This is a genomic window from Pseudomonas sessilinigenes (assembly GCF_003850565.1).
Lineage (GTDB): Bacteria > Pseudomonadota > Gammaproteobacteria > Pseudomonadales > Pseudomonadaceae > Aquipseudomonas > Aquipseudomonas sessilinigenes.
On record NZ_CP027706.1, the window covers coordinates 4,557,738 to 4,578,252 of the forward strand.

Below are 20,515 nucleotides of genomic sequence, written 5' to 3' on the forward strand. Positions count from 1 at the left end.
GTTGGTGGGGCTATGGATCAGCGGCGGGTCAGCAGGACCCCGGATTCCATGTGGTGGGTCCAGGGGAACTGGTCGAACAGCGCGCAGCGCTCGATCCGGTGGGTGTCGTGCAACTGGGCAATGTTAGCCGCCAGGGTTTCCGGGTTGCAGGAGATGTACAGGATGTTGTCGAAGCGCCGGGTCAGCTCGCAGGTGTCCGGGTCCATGCCGGCCCGTGGTGGGTCGACGAACACGCTGCCGAACGCGTAGCTCTTCAGGTCCACCCCTTGCAGGCGGCGGAACGGCCGCACTTCATTGAGGGCCTCGGTCAACTCCTCGGCGGACAGGCGCACCAGGGTGACGTTGTCCACGGCGTTTTCGCTGAGGTTGCTCAGGGCGGCGTTGACCGAGGTCTTGCTGATCTCGGTGGCCAGCACCTTGCGCACCCGGGTGGCCAGGGGCAGGGTGAAGTTGCCGTTGCCGCAGTACAGCTCCAGCAGGTCATCCTGGCGTTCGCCCAGGGCGGCGTAGGCCCAGTCGAGCATCTTCTGGTTCACCGTGCCGTTGGGCTGGGTGAAGGCGCCTTCGGGCTGGCGGTAGCTGAAGCTGCGACCACCGACTTCCAGGCGTTCCACCACGTAGTCCTGGCCGATGACTTCACGCTTGCCCTTGGAGCGGCCGATCACGCTGACTTTCAGCTCGGCGGCCAGCTGGCTCGCGGCCTGGTGCCAGTGCTCGTCCAGCGGGCGGTGGTAGCACAGGGTGATCATCGCATCGCCGGCCAGGGTGGTGAGGAACTCCACCTGGAACAGCTTGTGGCTCAGGGCGTGGCTGGCTTGCCAGGCGGCCTTGAGCTGCGGCATCAACTGGTTGATGCGCTGGCTGGCGATGGGGAACTGCTCGATCAGGATCGGCGTGCGCTTGTCCTCCTGGGAGAACATCGCGTAGTGGCGCTCGCCCGCTTCGCGCCACAGGCGGAACTCGGCGCGCAGGCGGAAGTTCTGCAGCGGCGAGTCGAAGACCTGGGGCTCGGGCGCATCGAAGGGGGCCAGCAGGCCACGCAAGCGCGTGACCTTTTCCTGCAACTGGGTGTTGTAGCTTGCGGCGTCGAAAGTCATGCGGGGTAGCCCAGCTTGATCACGAACAGGATCGACAGGATCACCAGGGGCGCGTTCAGCTCACGGGCACGGCCCGACAGTAGCTTGATCACGGTCCAGGCAATGAAACCGAAGGCGATGCCATTGGCGATGGAATAGGTGAACGGCATGGCCAGGGCGGTGACCACCACGGGAGCGGCGACCGTGATGTCTTCCCAGTCGATTTCCGCCAGGCCCGAGGTCATCAGCACGGCGACGAACAGCAGTGCCGGTGCGGTGGCGAAGGCTGGAACGCTGGCCGCCAGCGGCGAGAAGAACAGTGCCAGCAGGAACATGATCGCCACCACGATGGCGGTCAGGCCGGTGCGGCCGCCAGCGCTCACGCCTGCTGCGGATTCGATGTAGCTGGTGGTGGTCGAGGTGCCCAGCAGGGAACCGGCCATGGCCGCGGTGCTGTCGGCGATCAGGGCCCGGCCCATTTTCGGCATGTGGCCGTCCTTGCCCATCAGGCCGGCGCGCTTGGCCACGCCGATCAGGGTGCCGGAGTTGTCGAACAGGTCGACGAACAGGAAGGCGAAGATCACGCTGATCAGGCCGATGTCCAGGGCGCCCTTGATGTCCAGTTGCAGGAAGGTTGGGGCCAGGGACGGAGGCATCGAGGTCACTCCGCCGAACGGAGTAACGCCCAGCAGGATGGACACCACGGTCACCGCGAGGATGCCGATCAGCACCGCGCCACGCACTTTCAGGGCTTCCAGGGCGACGATCAGGGCAAAACCCAGGGCCGCGAGGATAGGGGCCGGTTTGCTCAGGTCGCCCAGGCCGACCAGGGTCGACTCGTTGCCCACCACGATCTGCGCGTTATGCAGGGCGATCAGCGCCAGGAACAGGCCGATACCGGCGGCAATCGCCGAGCGCAGGGGCAGGGGGATGCTGTTGATGATCCATTCGCGGATGCGGAAGATCGACAACAGGAAGAACAGCACCGCCGAGATGAACACCGCACCCAGCGCCACTTGCCAGGTATGGCCCATGTGCAGGACCACGGTGTAGGTGAAGAAGGCGTTCAGGCCCATGCCGGGTGCCAGGGCGATCGGGTAGTTGGCGATCACGCCCATGACGGTGGAGCCGATGGCCGCCGCCAGGCAGGTGGCAACGAACACCGCGCCTTTGTCCATGCCGGTCTCGCCGAGGATGCTCGGGTTGACGAAAAGAATGTAGGCCATGGCCAGGAAGGTGGTAACGCCCGCAAGTATCTCGGTGCGCACGTTGGTGTTGTGTGCCTTGAGTTGAAACAGCCTTTCCAGCATGTCTGCTCCCCGTGGCGCCGCCAGGCGCCGTGAATGTATCGACTCCAACAGCAAAGCACAGACTGCCTGATGCGCCTGTGGATTTGCCTTGGGTCGGGAAAAGCCGCGCATCATACCAGCAGCGTGGGCCAATGGCTGCGATCGTCGTCGATGTTTTGCCGGGCTGGCAAGTAGCGCATACTGCGGCCTGATTTCGAGGGGGATTTATGCGCAGTACAGTGAAAATGACCGCCTTGGCGCTGCTGGGAGCCGCGGCCTGTTGGTTCGCCAGCTCGGCCATGGCCCGCTCGGCTCCGCCCTTGAGCCAGGTGGAAATCCTCAAGGTGCTGTCGCCAGCCTGCGGGCTGGAGGATGTCTCCGACGGTCGCGAGCGGACCCAGTGCGAGCATCACGGGCCGGGCATCAAGGTCTACGTGCTGGAGATCGGCTACGGCCGCGAGCCCTACGTGACCCTGGACGGCCTGGAGGTCGACGGGACCCGGACCCCGGTGTGCGAAGACGGCTCCACCTATGTGCCCTGCGAGACCGGTGGGATCACCGCCGGCTACCTCTATATCTTCGACCTGGCCGACAAGCAGGAAGGCACCTTCCGTTTCACCAACACCTCGATCAATGCGCCGGGCAACACCATGAGTGCGCAGATCTACATCAAGTAGGTCGCAGCCGACGACGGGCTCGATGGTTGGCTCCAGGTATTGCATTTGGCCTTGGCTGCCAACCCGATCCGGGCTTTGCCTGTTCCGGCGTACTCCAGCCGGGCAGGTTCAGATCGGCTGGCTCAGTCACCTAACCCGCCCGGGTTGGCTCCGTTTGCGGCTCGTGCATCCGGTCGCGCCTGGCCAGGGTCGGGAACAGCTTGATCCAGGTCCCGGTCACCACCAGCGTACCGACCCCGCCCAGCACCACCGCCGGCACGGTGCCGAACCAGTGGGCCGTTAGCCCGGACTCGAACTCCCCCAGCTGGTTCGAGGCGCCGATGAACAGGCCGTTCACCGCGCTGACCCGACCGCGCATTTCATCCGGGGTTTCCAGTTGTACGAAGGAGGCGCGGATCACCATGCTGATCATGTCCGCCGCGCCCAATACCACCAGCACTGCCAAAGAGAACCAGAACGAGGTGGACAGGCCGAAGGCGATGGTTGCCACGCCGAACACCCCGACGGCGGTGAACATCACCCGCCCGACCTTGCGCTCGACACTGAAGCGCGCCAGCCACAGCGACATCAGCAAGGCACCCACCGCCGGCGCCGAACGCAGCAGGCCCAGGCCCCAGGGGCCGGTCAGCAGGATGTCCTTGGCGAATACCGGCAACAGCGCGGTGGCGCCACCGAGCAATACGGCGAACAGGTCCAGGGAAATGGCCCCGAGGATATCCGGGCGGCTGCGGATGAAGCGAATGCCTGCCAGCAGCGAGTCGAGGGTGGCCTTGCTTTTGTTCAGGGCGGCCTGGCGGGCAGGCAGGTTGAGCATCAACAGGCAGGCGATCACGTACAGGATCACGGTCGGGCCATAGACCCAGGCGCTGCCGAAGGCATAGAGCAAGCCGCCCAGGGCCGGGGCGACGATGGTGGCCGACTGTTGGGCGGATTGCGCGGCGGCCACTGCCCTGGGAAACAGCGCGGCGGGCACGATGCTTGGCAGCAGGGCCTGGGTGGTGGGCATCTCGAAGGAGCGCGCGCCCCCGAGCAGGAAGGCCAGGATGAAGATCATTTCCCGGGTGACGCTGTCGGTCAGGCTGCCGATGGCCAGGGACAGGGCGATCAAGGCTTGCAGCGACTGGCAGATGGCGGCCACGCGGCGCCGGTCGTAGCGGTCGGCCACGTGCCCGGTGTGCAGCATGAACAGCACCCGTGGGGCGAACTCCACCAGCCCCACCAGGCCCAGGTCGAGGACGTTCCCGGTCAGTTGGTAGAGATTCCAGCCAATGGCCACGGTGAGCATCTGGAAGCCACTGGCGGTGAAGATCCGGGCTATCCAGAAAGCGATGAACGGGCGGTGGTGACGGAGCAGCAAAGGTTCTGGGCTGGGCATCGGCAGGTAAATCTGAGCGGGGAGTGCAGCGAGGTTACCATCAAGATGTAACCAATAGTTGCGGTCTAGGGGAAATCGTTAGCCGCGCATCTATCTCGTTCCTGGCTCCTTTTTTCGATGAGAGTCCCTGTTGCCACGGTGCAGGTTCCGGCTGATCGGTTGGACGCCGAAGGTCCTGCGGACCTTGTCGCAGCTTCGCGGGCTCAGCAGCGGCTACAGGGATGATGTGTGCTGGAGAAGCGTCGGGAAACCCCGGTCTTGAGAGGGTGAGGCAAGCTGTCACGCGGCAAATAACCACACAGTTGCGCAGCGAATTTAGGACTACTCTTTTAACGTTGATTGATCCAGATCAAGGCCTTTTTCGAGGATTGGTGTGGCGGCCGCGAGGCCAGAATCCCTGCGTAGCGATGGTTTAAAAAGAACGAATCCGAATTCGCCGCACTCCATATCCGTGGGGGCAGTGGGTGCAGGCCTCTGGCCGGCAGCCGGTATTACCTGACAGAGGAAAGCTTATGTTCGGTTTAGAGGCTCTTGATCTCGCCCGAATCCAGTTCGCATTCACCATCTCGTTCCACATCCTGTTCCCGGCGATCACCATCGGCCTGGCGAGCTACCTGGCGGTGCTCGAGGGCTTGTGGCTCAAGACCCACGACGATACCTACCGCGATCTCTACCACTTCTGGTCGAAGATCTTCGCCGTCAACTTCGGCATGGGCGTGGTGTCCGGCCTGGTGATGGCCTACCAGTTCGGCACCAACTGGAGTCGATTCTCCGATTTTGCCGGGTCTGTCACCGGCCCCTTGCTCACCTACGAGGTGCTGACGGCGTTCTTCCTGGAGGCCGGCTTCCTTGGGGTAATGCTGTTCGGCTGGAACAAGGTCGGGCGCAAGCTGCACTTCTTCTCCACGGTCATGGTGGCTATCGGCACCCTGATCTCGACTTTCTGGATCCTCTCGTCCAACAGCTGGATGCAGACTCCACAGGGCTATGAAATCGTCAATGGCCAGGTGATCCCGGTGGATTGGCTGGCAGTGATCTTCAACCCGTCCTTCCCCTATCGCCTGGCGCACATGGCCGTTGCCGCGTTCGTGGCCACGGCGTTCTTCGTCGGCTCCTCGGCGGCCTGGCACTTGCTGCGCGGGCGGGACAACCCGGCGATCCGGCGCATGCTCTCCATGGCCATGTGGATGGCCCTGATCGTGGCTCCGGTACAGGCTGTGATCGGCGACTTCCATGGCCTCAACACCCTCAAGCACCAGCCTGCGAAGATTGCCGCCATCGAAGGCCACTGGGAAAACGTCGGCAATGAGCCGACCCCGCTGATTCTCTTCGGCTGGCCGGACATGAGGGCCGAGAAAACCAAGTTCGCCGTGGAAATCCCTTACCTGGGCAGCCTGATCCTCACCCACTCCCTGGACAAGCAGGTGCCGGCGCTCAAGGAGTTCCCGCCCGAGGACCGGCCCAACTCGACCATCGTCTTCTGGTCGTTCCGGATCATGGTCGGCCTGGGCATGCTGATGATCTTCACCGGCCTGTGGAGCCTCTGGCTGCGTAAGCGTGACAACCTCTACACCTCGCGGCCGTTCCTGTACCTGGCGTTGTGGATGGGACCGTCCGGCCTGATCGCGATCCTCGCGGGCTGGTTCACCACCGAGATCGGTCGCCAGCCCTGGGTGGTCTACGGCCTGATGCGCACCGCCGATGCATCTTCCGGGCATAGCCTGGTGCAGATGAGCATCACCCTGGCGTTGTTCGTGGTGGTGTATTTCGCGCTGTTCGGCGTGGGTATCGGCTACATGATGCGCCTGGTACGCAAGGGACCTGTGACCAACGAAGGCGCCGAGACCAGCCACGGTGGCCCTGGCCGCAAACGCACGCCGGCCCGTCCGCTCTCCGCGGCCGACGATGACGACCACAGCACCAGCCTGAACAAGGGGAATTGAGTCATGGGTATCGATCTTCCGCTGCTCTGGGCCGTGATTATCATCTTCGGCATCATGATGTACGTGGTCATGGACGGGTTCGACCTGGGGATCGGGATTCTCTTCCCGTTCGTCAAGGACAGCCGCGACCGTGACGTAATGATGAACACCGTCGCCCCGGTCTGGGACGGCAACGAGACCTGGCTGGTACTGGGCGGGGCGGCGCTGTTCGGCGCCTTCCCGCTGGCCTACTCGGTGGTGCTCTCGGCGCTGTACATGCCGCTGATCCTGATGCTGGTGGGGCTGATCTTCCGTGGCGTGGCTTTCGAGTTCCGCTTCAAGGCCAAGGAAGCCAAGCGCCATATCTGGGACAAGGCCTTTATCGGCGGCTCCGCGGCGGCCACCTTCTTCCAGGGCGTGGCCCTGGGGGCTTTCATCGATGGCCTGCCAGTGGTCAACCGCCAGTTCGCCGGCGGCTCGATGGACTGGCTGACGCCCTTCACCCTGTTCTGCGGCCTGGCGCTGGTGGTGGCCTATGCCTTGCTCGGTTGCACCTGGCTGATCATGAAGACCGAAGGCAAGCTGCAGCTGCAGATGCACGACCTGGCGCGGCCGTTGGCCTTCGTCCTGCTGGCGGTGATCGGCGTGGTCAGTATCTGGACGCCCCTGGCCCATGCCGAGATCGCCGCGCGCTGGTTCACCCTGCCGAACCTGTTCTGGTTCCTGCCGGTGCCGATCCTGGTGCTGGTGACCCTGTACGGGCTGCTCCGGGCCGTGGCGCGCAACGCTCACTACACGCCGTTCCTGCTGACCCTGGTACTGATCTTCCTCGGCTACAGCGGCCTGGGCATCAGCTTGTGGCCGAACATCGTGCCGCCGTCGATCTCCATCTGGGACGCCGCCGCACCGCCGCAGAGCCAGGGCTTCATGCTGGTGGGCACCTTGTTCATCATTCCGTTCATCCTGGGATACACCTTCTGGAGCTACTACGTGTTCCGCGGCAAGGTCACCCACGAGGACGGCTATCACTAGCCAGGCACCGCTCCTCGAGAGGAGCGAAGCTTGCTCGCGATGGCGCCCTTGCAGGCGCCATCGACTCCCTTTTGAAAGGAGCATTCGATGATGGCTGGTAAACATTCATTGCAGGAAATCGAAGAAGCCGAGAAGAAGCCGCTCTGGCAGCGCCTGGGTTGGCTGGCCATGATCTGGGGCGGTAGCGTCCTGGCCCTGTTCCTGGTGGCCAGCCTGATGCGCATGTTCATGAACGCCGCGGGCCTGACCACGCACTGATTTTCATCACCGCTCATCCCATCCCGTGTCTTGCGGCGCGGTTTATAACCCTCCATTGGAGGGTTTTTTTTGACCTGGGCTTGCTGCATCTTTTCTGTACAGGAGCAGCCGCTCGGCTCGCGATGAGCGAGAACGCGGTGCTGCAGGCATTTCGCGGGGCTTCATCGCGAGCAAGCTTCGCCCCTACACGGGGAAGGGTGGGGTTACTTGCGGGCCTTGAGGATCACGAACTTGGGTGTGGCCGCCACCTGTTCAACACCGCGGAACAAGCGGGCCAGCTTGCTGTGATAGCCCAGGTGGCGGTTGCCGACGATGTACAGCGCACCGCCCACCACCAGGGCTTCCCGGGCTTGCTGGAACATACGCCAGGCAAGGAAGTCGCCCACCACCTGCTGCTGGTGGAACGGCGGGTTGCACAGCACCACGTCCAGGGATTGCGGCTCCTGGCCGGCCAGGCCGTCGCCGGGACGGATCACGGCTTCGCGCTCGCCAAGCAGCGCCTGCCAGTTCTCCCGGGCCGACTGCACGGCCATGAACGACTCATCCACCAGGGTGTAGCGGGCTTGTGGATTGTCCAGGGCGCTGGCGATGGCCAGTACGCCGTTACCGCAGCCCAGGTCAGCGACCCGGGCATTGCCCAGGTTCTGTGGCAGGTGCGGGAGGAAGGCGCGGGTACCGATATCCAGGCCTTCGCGGCAGAACACGTTGGCGTGGTTGAGCAGCTCGATGGCCGGCTTGTCCAGGCGATAGCGGGTTGGGTAGGGCGATGCCAGCGGCGTCCTGGCCTCAACGGTGGCGATCAGCAGGCGGGCTTTCTTCACCGCCAGCGACGCCTGGACCGGGCCGACGTAGCGCTCCAGCAGATCGCCGGCAGCCCGCGGCAGGTGCTTGATCATGGCTGCGGCGACCACCTGTGCCCCGGGCGCCAGTTGGCCTTGCAGGCGGATCAGTTGTTCTTCCAGCAGCGCCAGGGTCTTGGGCACGCGGATCAGGACCCGGTCGAAAGGACCATTCAGCGGCTCGCTGGCCGGTACCACGCGCAGGGCATCGAAGGACAGGCCATTGCGTGCCAGGTTCTTCTCCAGTGCCAGGGCCCCGAGGTAGGAATCACCGCTGCTGGTGACCCGGACCTTGCCCAGCAGGCTCGCGGCCAGGGCCCCGAAGCTGTCGTTGAGCACCAGCACGCGGCTCTCCTCGGCCGGTTGCTGCTCGGCCAGGTGGTTGAGCAGGTATTCGTCTGCCGCGTCGAAGGCTTGCAGCGGCTCGTTCTGCTGTTCGGGCTGGCGGATCAGGTCGAGCTGGGCGAAGGGGCTGGCAAGCAGGGGCATGGGGCAAACTCTGGATAAGCGGTGAAAACCTGTCGGCGCGACATGGAGGCTGACAGGAGCCTTTGGACAGCGCTGTTGGGCAGCGCAGGCGGCTGTGTGAGGTGCGGCGATTTTACGGTTTTTCGCCGAGGATTGCCCGTGGTCTATGCCACTACAAACCGCCGGTGTTTCTGCAAGGCGCTTTGCGGGACACTAGGAGCATCGGTTTTGTGGAGTTCGTCATGACTGCCAGTGAAGAAAAGTACACCCGCCAGACCCTGCTCGATGTCCAGCCGTTGACCCCCAGCCTGTTCACCCTGCGCACCACCCGGGACCCGGGTTTTCGCTTCCGTTCCGGCCAGTTCGCCCGCCTCGGGGTGGCCAAGGCCGATGGCACTACGGTGTGGCGCGCCTACTCCATGGTGTCTTCGCCGTTCGATGAGTTTCTCGAGTTCTTTTCCATCGTGGTACCCGGTGGGGAGTTCACCAGTGAATTGAGTCGCCTGGAAGTGGGCGACAGACTGATGGTGGATCGCCAGGCCTTCGGTTACCTGACCCTGGACCGTTTCGTCGATGGGCGTGACCTCTGGCTGTTATCCACAGGCACTGGTATTGCGCCATTCCTGTCGATCCTGCAGGACTTCGAAGTCTGGGAGAAATTCGAGCGGATCATCCTGGTCTACAGCGTGCGCGAGGCCAAGGAGCTGGCCTACCAGCAACTGCTCGCCGAGTTGCCCCAGCGCGAGTACCTGGCTGAAGTTGCCCACAAGCTGCAGTTCATCAGCACCGTTACCCGCGAACAGCATCCGGGCAGCCTCAACGGGCGCATTACCCAGTTGATCGAGAACGGTGAGTTGGAGCGTGCGGCGGGTCTGGAACTGAGTCCTGAACACTCTCGGGTGATGCTCTGCGGCAACCCACAGATGATCGACGACACCCGGGCCCTGCTCAAGCAGCGGGGCATGAACCTGAGCCTGAGCCGACGCCCGGGACAGGTGGCAGTGGAAACCTATTGGTAGGCCCCCCCCGTGGCCGCTGCTTCGAGCGGCCACGGGTCGCTACGGCGTGCCTCAGGACTTGTCGTTCTGGGCCTTGAGCAGGTCACGGATCTCGGTCAGCAGGACCTCTTCCTGGGTCGGAACCGGCGGCTCCGCTGGTGCCACGGCTTCTTCGCGCTTCAGGCGGTTGATCACCTTCACGCCCATGAAGATGGCAAAGGCGATGATGATGAAGTCGATGATGCTCTGGATGAATTTGCCGTAGGCCAGAACGACCGCCGGTGCATCGCCTGCGGCCGCCTTGAGGGTGACGGCCAGGTCGGCGAAATTCACCCCTCCGACCAGCAGCCCGATGGGTGGCATGACCACGTCACCGACAAAGGAGGAGACGATCTTGCCGAATGCGGCGCCGATGATGATACCGACGGCCATATCGACCACATTACCTTTGACCGCGAAGGCCTTGAACTCACTTAACACGCCCATAGGTTATTCCCTTGTTACGGATGAGATTGGTTACAGCAGTGTAAGTCAGCAAAAAGCATTTTGCCGACTCAACTTTCTACAGCTCGCGGGTATGACCCATATATCGGTCAAGAGTTTAATCAAAGTGCCATCATTTTCGCGCGCATATACCCCGGCATCGGGGATATAACCAGAACATTCTCTCAATCAAGCGCTTGCGGGCTTTCTATTTAGCTTTCAAATGTTTAGCCACTAGCCTCTAGCAGGCGTATCGAGATACGCCTTATATAACTAGAGGAATTCAACATGACTGCTTCTCTTGGCCTCGGGAGTCTTTCCCAGCGAAGCGTACTGGGCGTACTCGCCGCCAGTATGCTGTCCCTTTCCGTACAGGCCGCCACGCTGACCCGCGACAATGGCGCGGCGGTGGGCGACAACCAGAACTCGCAGACCGCAGGCGCCACTGGGCCGGTGCTGTTGCAGGATGTTCAGCTGATCCAGAAGCTCCAGCGCTTCGACCGCGAGCGTATTCCCGAGCGGGTGGTGCATGCTCGCGGTACCGGCGCCCATGGCACTTTCACCGTCACTGACAACCTCAGCGACCTGACCCGGGCCAAGGTGTTCGCCGCTGGCGAGGTGACTCCGGTGTTCGTGCGTTTCTCGGCGGTGGTGCATGGCAACCATTCACCGGAAACCCTGCGTGACCCACGGGGTTTTGCCACCAAGTTCTACACGGCGGACGGCAACTGGGACCTGGTGGGCAACAACTTCCCGACCTTCTTCATTCGTGATGCCATCAAGTTCCCGGACATGGTCCATGCATTCAAGCCTGATCCGCGTACCAACCTGGACGATGACTCGCGACGTTTCGATTTCTTCTCCCATGTTCCCGAAGCCACTCGCACTTTGACCGAGCTGTATTCAAATTCCGGGACCCCGGCCAGTTATCGAGAAATGGACGGTAATGGCGTGCATGCCTACAAGTTGGTCAATGCCAAGGGCGAAGTGCACTACGTGAAGTTCCATTGGAAGAGTCTGCAAGGGGTGAAGAATCTCGATCCTGAACAAGTGGTCGAGGTACAAGGGCGCGATTACAGTCATATGACCCATGACTTGGTATCCCACATTAATAAAGGGGACTTTCCCAAGTGGGACTTGTATGTCCAGGTAGTGAAACCCGAAGACTTGGCCAAGTTCGACTTCGACCCGCTTGATGCTACCAAGATCTGGCCCGGCATCGCCGAGCGCAAGGTCGGGCAGATGGTGCTCAATCGTAATCCGGCCAATGTCTTCCAGGAGACCGAGCAGGTCGCCATGGCTCCGGCCAACCTGGTACCGGGTATCGAGCCTTCGGAAGATCGCCTGCTGCAAGGCCGGGTGTTCTCCTATGCCGATACCCAGATGTACCGGTTGGGAGCCAATGCCCTGCAACTGCCGATCAACGCACCGAAGGTGGCGGTGAACAATGGCAACCAGGACGGTGCCATGAACCTGGGGCACACCAGCAGTGGAGTCAACTACCAGCCCAGCCGCCTGCTGCCTCGCGAAGAGCCACAGGACGCGCGCTACAGCCAGCTAGCGCTGGCGGGCAGCACCCAGCAGGCGAAGATCCAGCGTGAGCAGAACTTCAAGCAGGCCGGCGACTTGTACCGTTCCTACAGCAAGAAGGAGCGCCAGGACCTGATCGAGAGCTTTGGCCAGTCCTTGGCCGACACCGACGACGAGAGCAAGCACATCATGCTGTCGTTCCTTTATAAGGCCGATCCGGAGTACGGCACTGGCGTGGCCAAGGTGGCCAAGGGCGATCTGGCCCGCGTCAAGGCCCTGGCCGCCAAACTGGTGGACTGACCTCGACCCGCGTCACGCCCCGGGCGTGACGCACCTTCTTTGTAGGTGTTTCTTGAAACAAAGGGAGTCGCACCATGCGCCTGTTCATTTCACTGCTGCTGGCCGCCTGCTCCCTGGGGGCTTATGCGGAACAACCGGGCCCCGCCGACCCGGTAGCGGTCAAGGTCCAGCTGGCCAGCTACTATTTCGATGCCGCTCGCCGCGGCGATGTCGAGATCCTCGATACCTTCATCCAGGCCGGTTACTCCCTCGATACCCGTGACGAGAAGGGTTATACCGCGTTGATCCTGGCCGCCTATCACGGCCAGGGAGCGGCGGTGGAGCGCCTGCTGGCCGCCGGTGCCGACGCTTGCGCCCAGGACCTGCGTGGCAACACCGCCCTGATGGGGGCGATCTTCAAGGGTGAGGTGCGGATTGCCCGGCGCCTGATGGCAGCCGATTGCAGCCCCGACCAGCGTAACGCTGCGGGCCAGACGGCAGCCATGTATGCCGGCCTGTTCAAGCGCACCGAACTGCTCCAGGCCCTGGCGGCCAAGGGCGCCGATCTTGAGGCCGAGGATCCGCTGGGCAACAGCGCCACGCGCCTGGCCAGTGGGCAGATCCGCACGGCTACGCCGCGCTGATCGGCGTCAGCTGAGCTATCATCGCGGTTTTTGCCGGGGGTTCAGATGGCCAAGGCCAAGCGCATGTACGGCTGCACCGAGTGCGGTTCCACCTTTCCCAAATGGGCCGGGCAATGCGGTGAATGCGGTGCCTGGAACACCCTGACCGAGACCATGATCGAAAGCGGCGGTGCCGCGGCTCCCGCTGGGCGTACGGGCTGGGCCGGGCAGCAGGCGCAGATCAAGACCCTGGCCGAGGTCAGCGTCGAGGAAATCCCGCGTTTCTCCACTGCATCCGGCGAACTCGACCGGGTGCTCGGCGGCGGCCTGGTGGATGGCTCGGTGGTGCTGATCGGCGGTGATCCGGGGATCGGCAAGTCGACCATCCTCCTGCAGACCTTGTGCAACATCGCTATGCGCATGCCGGCGCTGTATGTCACTGGCGAGGAATCCCAGCAGCAGGTGGCGATGCGCGCCCGGCGCCTGGGCCTGCCCCAGGACCAGCTGCGGGTGATGACCGAAACCTGCATCGAGACCATCATTGCCACGGCCCGGGTAGAGAAGCCCAAGGTGATGGTGATCGACTCCATCCAGACCATCTTCACCGAACAGCTGCAATCGGCCCCGGGCGGTGTATCCCAGGTACGCGAGAGTGCTGCCTTGCTGGTGCGTTATGCCAAGCAGAGCGGCACGGCGATCTTCCTGGTCGGCCACGTGACCAAGGAAGGCGCCCTGGCCGGTCCGCGGGTGCTGGAGCACATGGTGGATACGGTGCTGTATTTCGAAGGCGAGTCCGATGGGCGCCTGCGCCTGTTGCGGGCGGTGAAGAACCGCTTCGGCGCGGTCAACGAGCTTGGCGTGTTCGGCATGACCGATCGTGGCTTGAAGGAGGTCTCCAACCCATCGGCGATCTTCCTCACCCGGGCCCAGGAGGAGGTGCCGGGCAGCGTGGTCATGGCCACTTGGGAAGGCACCCGGCCTATGCTGGTGGAGGTCCAGGCGCTGGTGGATGACAGCCACCTGGCCAACCCGCGCCGGGTGACCCTGGGCCTGGACCAGAACCGCTTGTCCATGCTGCTGGCAGTATTGCACCGCCACGGCGGTATCCCGACCCACGACCAGGATGTGTTCCTCAACGTGGTGGGCGGGGTCAAGGTCCTGGAGACCGCGTCCGACCTGGCGTTGATGGCGGCGGTGATGTCGAGCCTGCGCAACCGGCCGTTGCCCCATGACCTGCTGGTGTTCGGCGAGGTGGGCCTGTCCGGCGAGGTGCGTCCGGTGCCCAGTGGCCAGGAGCGCTTGAAGGAAGCGGCCAAGCACGGCTTCAAGCGGGCCATCGTGCCCAAGGGCAATGCGCCGAAGGAGCCGCCGGCAGGGCTGAAGATCATCGCCGTGACCCGCCTGGAGCAGGCATTGGATGCACTTTTCGAATAACTCGGGCTGTTACTGAAGGGACGCACACGACATGGGCATGACACACATGAAGGACTGGTTGCTGGGGATCGGCTTGCTCTGTGGCTGCAGCCTGGCCCTGGCGCAGCAGGCCGAGGCGCCGCCAGGCTACTGGATCGCGCAACAACTGCCGGTGGGGGATGGCACGACGCTGCAGGTGCTGGAAGACCAACGCATCACCCAGGAGGTCCATGACGAAAACTGGGGCAGCGGCATGGACGCGGACAATCTCCCAGAGGCTGCGGACGGCCAGCCGGCGGAGCCGTTGGAAGCCCAGGCGCGCCTGGTTTCGGACAGTGGCCAGGTGCTGGCGCAGCGGGCCCTGGGTTATCCCCTGGCCAATGTGAAGAAGGCTCCGCTCAGCGGCCTGCCATCGCCGACCTTCTTTTTGTCCATCGACCAGACCGCGCCCCTGGGCAGCTACAGTGGTCCGCTCACCGAGGTCCTGGTGCCGGCGCAGAACCGCCTGGACCCGGTGCCGTGCCAGGATGAGAGTGGCGAGAAGCGGCCGCTGATGTTCAGCCATACCGGCAAGGCGGCCTGGCAGATAGTGCCCGCCAGCGGCGGCGGGACCGAAACCATCCAGCAGGTCTCGTCGGCCTCGACCATGGTGGACGATGAGTTCATCACCACCTATCGCACCTTCCGTTATGTCGATGGACAGTGGACGGCGGTTTCCCGACAACAGCCGGGCTACTGGGACATGGAGCACGACTTCCCCGAGCCCGCGCTGTTTCCCTGATTTGGTACGGCTGGTCAGATATCGATCAGCGCGCCCAGCTCGCGCTCCAGCTCCTCGGGGTCGCCCAGGTTCAGCTCGATCAGGCGCCGCAGGTGCTCGATGGATTCCAGGCCGATGTGCAGGCAGACGAAGCCCAGTTGGCCATTGTTGTCATGGGCCAATTGCACATCCATGCGCACGTCGGCGTCCTGGCCCAGGTGGATGTCGGCCTCGAAAGGGCGCTTGGGGTCACCCATCCAGGGTGTGGGGCGTTCGATCAGCAAGCCCTTGAGGGACAGGTCCAGCAACTGGACTGGCCAGCGGTAGGTGCCTTGGCTGAGCTCGGTCCTGGCATCGAAGGCGATACGTTTGAAGCGTCGGCGGTCGTCGTGTTGCTCGCTCATGGGCTGGCCCTCTGCATGGTGCACTGACTATAGACCCCGCTGCATGACTGCCGCTACAGCCTGTGCCGCAGGTTGCGAAGCAGTCGCCGCAACGCGGGCGCATGGCGGGCATGGGCAAATGGGGCGTGACGAGGGCAAGCACGCTCCTGGTTGCAGCCCGGGGCCACCTCGAGTCGCTATAAAGAAGGCTCTAGACCAACGTGGGGGCTGGTCTTTGGGTGCAGTAGCGCTAAACTCGAAACGCTATCTTTCTGTCCACCCTGGCTGGAATATAAAAATGAAAAACAATAATAGCCCGCTACGCCACCTACCCTGGTTGCTGTTGGCGATAGTCGGAGCCTGCGCCCTTGGCGTCGTTGCATTGCGTCGAGGCGAGGCGATCAACGCCCTGTGGATCGTGGTCGCCGCCGTAGCCATCTATCTGGTGGCCTACCGCTACTACAGCCTGTTCATCGCCAATAACGTGATGCAACTGGACGCGCGCCGGGCCACTCCCGCCGTGCTCAATAATGACGGTCTGGACTACGTGCCGACCAACAAGCACATTCTTTTCGGTCACCATTTCGCAGCCATCGCCGGCGCAGGTCCCCTGGTGGGGCCCGTCCTGGCGGCACAGATGGGCTATTTGCCCGGAACCCTGTGGCTGATCGCCGGGGTGGTGCTGGCCGGTGCCGTGCAGGACTTCATGGTGCTGTTCCTGTCCACCCGGCGTAACGGTCGCTCCCTGGGCGACATGGTTCGCGAAGAGATGGGCCGGATCCCCGGCACCATCGCGCTGTTCGGCTGCTTCCTGATCATGATCATCATCCTCGCGGTGCTGGCGCTGATCGTGGTCAAGGCCCTGGCCGAGAGCCCCTGGGGCATCTTCACGGTAATGGCGACCATCCCGATCGCGGTGTTCATGGGCGTTTACATGCGCTACATCCGCCCGGGGCGCATCGGTGAGATCTCGCTGATCGGCGTGGTCCTGTTGCTCGGCTCCATCTGGCTGGGGGGCCAGGTGGCCGCCGACCCGGTCTGGGGCAAGATGTTCACCTTCACCGGCGTGCAGATCACCTGGATGCTGATCGGCTACGGATTCGTCGCGGCAGTGCTGCCGGTGTGGCTGATCCTGGCACCGCGCGACTACCTGTCGACCTTCCTCAAGATCGGCACCATCATCGCCCTGGCGATCGGCATCCTGATCACCATGCCCGAGCTGAAGATGCCGGCCCTGACCCAGTTCACCGATGGTACCGGCCCGGTCTGGAAGGGTGGCCTGTTCCCATTCCTGTTCATCACCATTGCCTGTGGCGCGGTGTCCGGCTTCCATGCGCTGATCTCCTCGGGCACCACGCCCAAGTTGCTGGATAACGAGACCAACGCCCGCTACATCGGCTACGGCGGCATGCTCATGGAATCCTTCGTGGCCATCATGGCCATGGTCGCCGCTTCGGTAATCGAGCCGGGCGTGTACTTCGCCATGAACAGCCCGGCGGCGATCGTCGGCGGTGATGTAGCATCCGTGGCCCAGACCGTCAGCAGCTGGGGGTTCGTCATCAGCCCTGAACAACTGCAGGCCGTGGCCAAGGACATCGGTGAGAACACCATCCTGGCCCGTGCCGGCGGTGCGCCGACCCTGGCGGTGGGGATCGCGCAGATCCTGCACCACGTACTGCCGGGCGAAAACACCATGGCGTTCTGGTACCACTTCGCGATCCTGTTCGAAGCCCTGTTCATCCTCACCGCAGTGGATGCCGGGACCCGGGCCGGGCGCTTCATGCTCCAGGATCTGTTGGGCTCCTTCGTCCCGGCGCTCAAGCGCACCGAGTCCTGGACTGCCAACCTGATCGCGACCGCCGGCTGCGTGGCACTCTGGGGCTACCTGCTGTACCAGGGCGTGATCGATCCGCTGGGTGGCATCAATACCTTGTGGCCGCTGTTCGGTATCTCCAACCAGATGCTGGCCGGTATTGCCTTGATGCTGGGCACCGTGGTCCTGATCAAGATGAAGCGCCAGCGCTACATCTGGGTCACCCTGCTGCCGGCTGTATGGTTGTTGATCTGCACCACTACCGCAGGCTTCATCAAGCTGTTCGACCCAAGCCCGGCGATTGGCTTCCTGTCGCTGGCCAAGAAGTACAACGATGCCCTGGCCGCCGGCCAGATCCTCGCTCCGGCCAAGGACATCACGCAGATGCAGCACGTGATCTTCAACGCCTACACCAATGCGACCCTGACGGCCTTGTTCCTGCTGGTGGTATTCAGCATCCTGTTCTATGCGCTCAAGGTCGGTGTCGCCGCCTGGGGCAACAAGGAACGCACGGACAAGGAATCGCCATACCAGGCGGTACCGGACGCGTAATAGAGGAATGCAGCGATGTTCAATGACTTGAGTCGCCTCGGTAAATACCTCGGTCAGGCCGCACGCCTGATGGTCGGCATGCCCGACTACGACAACTACGTCGAGCATATGCAGACCAAGCACCCGGACAAGCCGGTGATGTCCTACGAGGCGTTCTTTCGCGAACGCCAGGAGGCACGCTATGGCGGCAAGGGTGGTCCGAAGTGCTGTTGAAGCACGATGATTAGATAACACTCCATGCAAGAGCCGGCCCGCCGGCTCTTGCGCTTTCAGGCGTGGGAGATCCCGTTTTGCACAATCCCGTTCCCGTCACCGTCCTCAGCGGTTTTCTCGGTGCCGGCAAGACCACCTTGCTGCGTCACCTGCTCAAGGCCGAGCACGGCTTGAAGATCGCCGTGATCGAAAACGAATTCAGTGATGCCGGTATCGATAGCCAGTTGTTGGGGGACGAACCGGTCCAAGTCATGACCCTGTCCAATGGTTGTGTCTGCTGCACCATCCACACCGACCTGAACAAGGCCCTGTACCTGTTGCTGGAGCGCCTGGACAGCGGTGAGATCGCCTTCGACCGGCTGGTGATCGAATGCACCGGCCTGGCCGACCCGGCACCCGTGGCGCAGGCCTTTTTCATCGATGAAGAACTGCGCGAGCGTTATATCCTCGACGGCATCATCACCCTGGTGGATGCCAAGCACGCCGAGTTCCACCTGACCCAGACCATCGCCCAGGCCCAGGTCGGTTTTGCCGATCGATTGCTGGTGAGCAAGCGCGACCTGGTGGACCAGGACACCTTCGAGGCACTCTGCCAGCGCCTGACGCGGATCAACCGCCGGGCATCGATCCATGGGGTGGACCACGGCAATATCGAGCTTTCGCAGTTGCTCGATGTGCGCGGTTTCAACCTCAACGCCGACCTGGGCGGCGGCATCAGCCTGCGCCCGGTGAGCAAGGCACCGTCGGTGGACCGTATCGCCAGCCTGGTGCTGCGCACCGAACAGCCCCTGGACCTGGACCGCTTGAGCGAGTTCATGAACGAGTTGCTGGAAGACCATGGCAAGCAGCTGTTGCGTTACAAGGGGGTGCTGAACGTCATCGACGAGCCCCGGCGCATGGTGTTCCAGGGGGTACTCAAATTGTACGGCTTTGACTGGGACAGCCAGTGGGCCGAAGGCGAAACACGCGAGAGCGTGATGGTGTTCATCGCCGATGACCTTCCGGAGCAGAAGATCCGCGAGGGGTTTGCGCGGATGCTCGCCGGCTGAGTTTTCCCGGGGGCTGGGCAAGATTCTCCAGGCGCTCCTGCAAGCCATCCAGCAAGCGTTGCTGCAGATGTTCCAGGTGCTGCTGCATCAACTGCTCGGCCCGATTGGCATCGCCATCCTGCAAGGCTTCCACCAGCGCCGAATGTTCCTGCCAGGCGCAGTGGTGCCGGGCCCGCCCGGCGAACTGGGCGATAGCCAGGGACGTCAGGGGCACGAGGCTGCCAAGGAACTGGCCCAGCGGTGCGTTGCCGGCGATCTGCGCCAGCTGCAGGTGGAATTCTCCAGACAGGCGGATCGCCGCTCCATGCTGGTTGTGCTCGATGGCCTCCCGTTCCCGGGCCACCCACTGTCGTAGCGGTTGCAGGCGGCTGCGGGGCTGTTGGCAAGCCAGGCGCACCAGGGTGACTTCCACCAGGCGCCTGGCGTGCAGGATCTGCCGGGTGTGCTCCAGGTCCGGAGCGGCGACCTGTGGCCGACGATGGGGCTGCAGGATGATCACTTGCTGGTGTGAAAGGCGTGCCAGCACTTCGCGGATGATGCTGCGACTGACACCGAATGCCTGGCCCAGGCTGTCCTCGGTGAAGCGGCTGCCCGGAGCGATGCGCTGTTCGAGAATGGCATCGAATATCTGCGGATAAACATCGTCCACCAACAGTTTTCTTTCGCTGCGCCGGCGCCGGGGCAGGTGGCTCACCGGGGTGAAGTGCGGGTTTTCCAGGGCGTGGCTGGCCATGGCCTGTCTCCAGTCCAGTTGCTCGAATGAAAGGGGATTACAAGAAGCGCTAACCCAGGTGGTCGTCCGGGATGTTCAGCTCGATGCCCATGCGTTGTCCCTCCTGGAGGATATGCCGGCGCATCTCGGCGCTGGCCTGGGCACTGTTGCGGTTGCGAATCGCCCGTACCACGGCCTCGTTCTCCTCCAGGCGCTCGGCCAGGTGTTCCGGCGAATTACGCAGGATCTGCGTGCTTTGCTTGAGGGCGTTGCTGGTTTGTTGCACCACGTTTTGGAAGATCGGGTTGCTGGTCAGGGCGAACAGCTCCTCATGGAAGGCGATGTAGGCATTGGCGCCTGCCTCGGCGTCCCGGGCTTCGAGGGCCTCGCGCATGTCCATCAGGGTCAGGCGCAACTGGCCGATTTCCTTGCTGCTGATGGATTGCGCCACCAGGCCGACGATGAACGGCTCCAGGGTATAGCGCAGTTGCAGCAGGTCCTCGAGGCTGGCCCCAGCCACGCTGTTCTCGCCCTGGATCTCGTCTGGCGGAGTGTCGAGTACCAGCACGCCTTTGCCAGGCATCGAGCGCACCAGGCCCAGGGTCTCCAGGACGATGACCGCCTCGCGCAGGCTGGGGCGGCTGATGCCCATCTGCTCGGCCAGTTCGCGCTGCCCCGGCAGCATGTCGCCCGAGCGCCATTGGCCGCGGGCCAGGGCGGTGCGGAGTTTTTCTACCACTGAGTTCACAACCGTTGACGAGCTGATCACTG

20 protein-coding genes are annotated in these 20,515 nt (G+C 63.2%); 12 read left to right on the forward strand and 8 right to left on the reverse strand.

The genetic code is table 11. The features are described 5' to 3' along the window. Positions 1-17: 17 nt before the first annotated feature. Positions 18-1,097: a tRNA (uridine(54)-C5)-methyltransferase TrmA gene (gene trmA, locus C4K39_RS21135; RefSeq protein WP_068576377.1), complete on the reverse strand. Its 1,080-nt coding sequence runs from the start codon at positions 1,095-1,097 to the stop codon at positions 18-20. Next, complete coding sequence (locus C4K39_RS21140; protein ID WP_068576378.1) at positions 1,094-2,386, reverse strand: NCS2 family permease; 1,293 nt, start codon at positions 2,384-2,386, stop codon at positions 1,094-1,096. Before C4K39_RS21140 ends, trmA begins: the two co-directional genes overlap by 4 nt. A 206-nt stretch (positions 2,387-2,592) precedes the next feature. Here C4K39_RS21140 and C4K39_RS21145 point away from each other — a divergent pair, with 206 nt between their 5' ends. Then, complete coding sequence (locus tag C4K39_RS21145) at positions 2,593-3,042, forward strand: DUF4879 domain-containing protein (protein WP_068576381.1); 450 nt, start codon at positions 2,593-2,595, stop codon at positions 3,040-3,042. A gap of 130 nt (positions 3,043-3,172) precedes the next feature. Here C4K39_RS21145 and C4K39_RS21150 read toward each other — a convergent pair whose 3' ends face one another. After that, positions 3,173-4,417: an MFS transporter gene (locus tag C4K39_RS21150; RefSeq protein WP_068576383.1), complete on the reverse strand. Its 1,245-nt coding sequence runs from the start codon at positions 4,415-4,417 to the stop codon at positions 3,173-3,175. Between the two features lie 512 nt (positions 4,418-4,929). Here C4K39_RS21150 and C4K39_RS21155 point away from each other — a divergent pair. From C4K39_RS21155 to C4K39_RS21165, 3 genes are all read left to right on the forward strand, one after another. After that, positions 4,930-6,360 (forward strand): cytochrome ubiquinol oxidase subunit I, encoded by a 1,431-nt coding sequence (locus C4K39_RS21155; RefSeq protein ID WP_124347332.1) that lies wholly within the window; start codon positions 4,930-4,932, stop codon positions 6,358-6,360. Positions 6,361-6,363: 3 nt separating this feature from the next. Continuing rightward, positions 6,364-7,371: a cytochrome d ubiquinol oxidase subunit II gene (gene cydB / locus C4K39_RS21160; protein WP_022641127.1), complete on the forward strand. Its 1,008-nt coding sequence runs from the start codon at positions 6,364-6,366 to the stop codon at positions 7,369-7,371. 90 nt (positions 7,372-7,461) lie between these two features. Then, positions 7,462-7,629, forward strand: a complete 168-nt coding sequence (locus C4K39_RS21165) for a DUF2474 domain-containing protein (protein ID WP_068576418.1) — start codon at positions 7,462-7,464, stop codon at positions 7,627-7,629. A 203-nt stretch (positions 7,630-7,832) separates the two neighbouring features. On the opposite strand, the gene C4K39_RS21170 is transcribed toward C4K39_RS21165, so the two are convergent. Further along, positions 7,833-8,957: a methyltransferase gene (locus C4K39_RS21170; RefSeq protein WP_124347333.1), complete on the reverse strand. Its 1,125-nt coding sequence runs from the start codon at positions 8,955-8,957 to the stop codon at positions 7,833-7,835. 221 nt (positions 8,958-9,178) lie between these two features. On the opposite strand from C4K39_RS21170, the gene C4K39_RS21175 reads away from it, so the two are divergent. Further along, positions 9,179-9,955, forward strand: coding sequence for a ferredoxin--NADP reductase (locus tag C4K39_RS21175; RefSeq protein ID WP_124347334.1), 777 nt, complete (start codon positions 9,179-9,181; stop codon positions 9,953-9,955). 51 nt (positions 9,956-10,006) lie between these two features. On the opposite strand, the gene mscL is transcribed toward C4K39_RS21175, so the two are convergent. After that, positions 10,007-10,420: a large-conductance mechanosensitive channel protein MscL gene (gene mscL / locus C4K39_RS21180; protein WP_068576390.1), complete on the reverse strand. Its 414-nt coding sequence runs from the start codon at positions 10,418-10,420 to the stop codon at positions 10,007-10,009. 285 nt (positions 10,421-10,705) lie between these two features. Between mscL and katB the strand changes: the two genes are divergently transcribed. From katB to C4K39_RS21200, 4 genes are all read left to right on the forward strand, one after another. Further along, positions 10,706-12,247, forward strand: a complete 1,542-nt coding sequence (gene katB / locus C4K39_RS21185) for a catalase KatB (protein ID WP_068576392.1) — start codon at positions 10,706-10,708, stop codon at positions 12,245-12,247. A 74-nt stretch (positions 12,248-12,321) separates the two neighbouring features. Further along, positions 12,322-12,870, forward strand: a complete 549-nt coding sequence (locus tag C4K39_RS21190; protein WP_124347335.1) for an ankyrin repeat domain-containing protein — start codon at positions 12,322-12,324, stop codon at positions 12,868-12,870. A 45-nt stretch (positions 12,871-12,915) separates the two neighbouring features. After that, on the forward strand, positions 12,916-14,283 hold the full coding sequence (gene radA, locus C4K39_RS21195) for a DNA repair protein RadA (RefSeq protein ID WP_068576397.1): 1,368 nt from the start codon (positions 12,916-12,918) through the stop codon (positions 14,281-14,283). Positions 14,284-14,314: 31 nt separating this feature from the next. Further along, complete coding sequence (locus C4K39_RS21200; RefSeq protein ID WP_068576399.1) at positions 14,315-15,043, forward strand: hypothetical protein; 729 nt, start codon at positions 14,315-14,317, stop codon at positions 15,041-15,043. A gap of 14 nt (positions 15,044-15,057) precedes the next feature. Here C4K39_RS21200 and C4K39_RS21205 read toward each other — a convergent pair whose 3' ends face one another. Next, the gene (locus C4K39_RS21205; protein WP_068576400.1) at positions 15,058-15,426 is read right to left on the reverse strand and encodes a PilZ domain-containing protein; all 369 of its coding nucleotides are present in this window, start codon (positions 15,424-15,426) and stop codon (positions 15,058-15,060) included. Positions 15,427-15,703: 277 nt separating this feature from the next. Here C4K39_RS21205 and C4K39_RS21210 point away from each other — a divergent pair, with 277 nt between their 5' ends. The 3 genes from C4K39_RS21210 to yjiA all read left to right on the forward strand — a co-directional run bounded on the left by C4K39_RS21210 (position 15,704) and on the right by yjiA (position 19,032). Further along, positions 15,704-17,770: a carbon starvation CstA family protein gene (locus C4K39_RS21210; protein ID WP_068576401.1), complete on the forward strand. Its 2,067-nt coding sequence runs from the start codon at positions 15,704-15,706 to the stop codon at positions 17,768-17,770. A gap of 15 nt (positions 17,771-17,785) precedes the next feature. After that, positions 17,786-17,983, forward strand: a complete 198-nt coding sequence (locus C4K39_RS21215; protein ID WP_007937254.1) for a YbdD/YjiX family protein — start codon at positions 17,786-17,788, stop codon at positions 17,981-17,983. A 77-nt stretch (positions 17,984-18,060) separates the two neighbouring features. Beyond that, entirely contained in the window at positions 18,061-19,032 is a 972-nt protein-coding gene (gene yjiA / locus C4K39_RS21220) for a GTPase (protein ID WP_124347336.1), read from the forward strand. On the opposite strand, the gene C4K39_RS21225 is transcribed toward yjiA, so the two are convergent. Together C4K39_RS21225 and C4K39_RS21230 are read right to left on the reverse strand one after the other, a co-directional pair. Next, a complete protein-coding gene (locus tag C4K39_RS21225) occupies positions 18,968-19,765 on the reverse strand; it encodes a GntR family transcriptional regulator (protein ID WP_124347337.1) in 798 nt (265 codons plus the stop codon). The genes yjiA and C4K39_RS21225 overlap by 65 nt on opposite strands. A 49-nt stretch (positions 19,766-19,814) precedes the next feature. Then, entirely contained in the window at positions 19,815-20,513 is a 699-nt protein-coding gene (locus C4K39_RS21230) for a FadR/GntR family transcriptional regulator (protein ID WP_068576403.1), read from the reverse strand. Between the last annotated feature and the right edge of the window lie 2 nt (positions 20,514-20,515).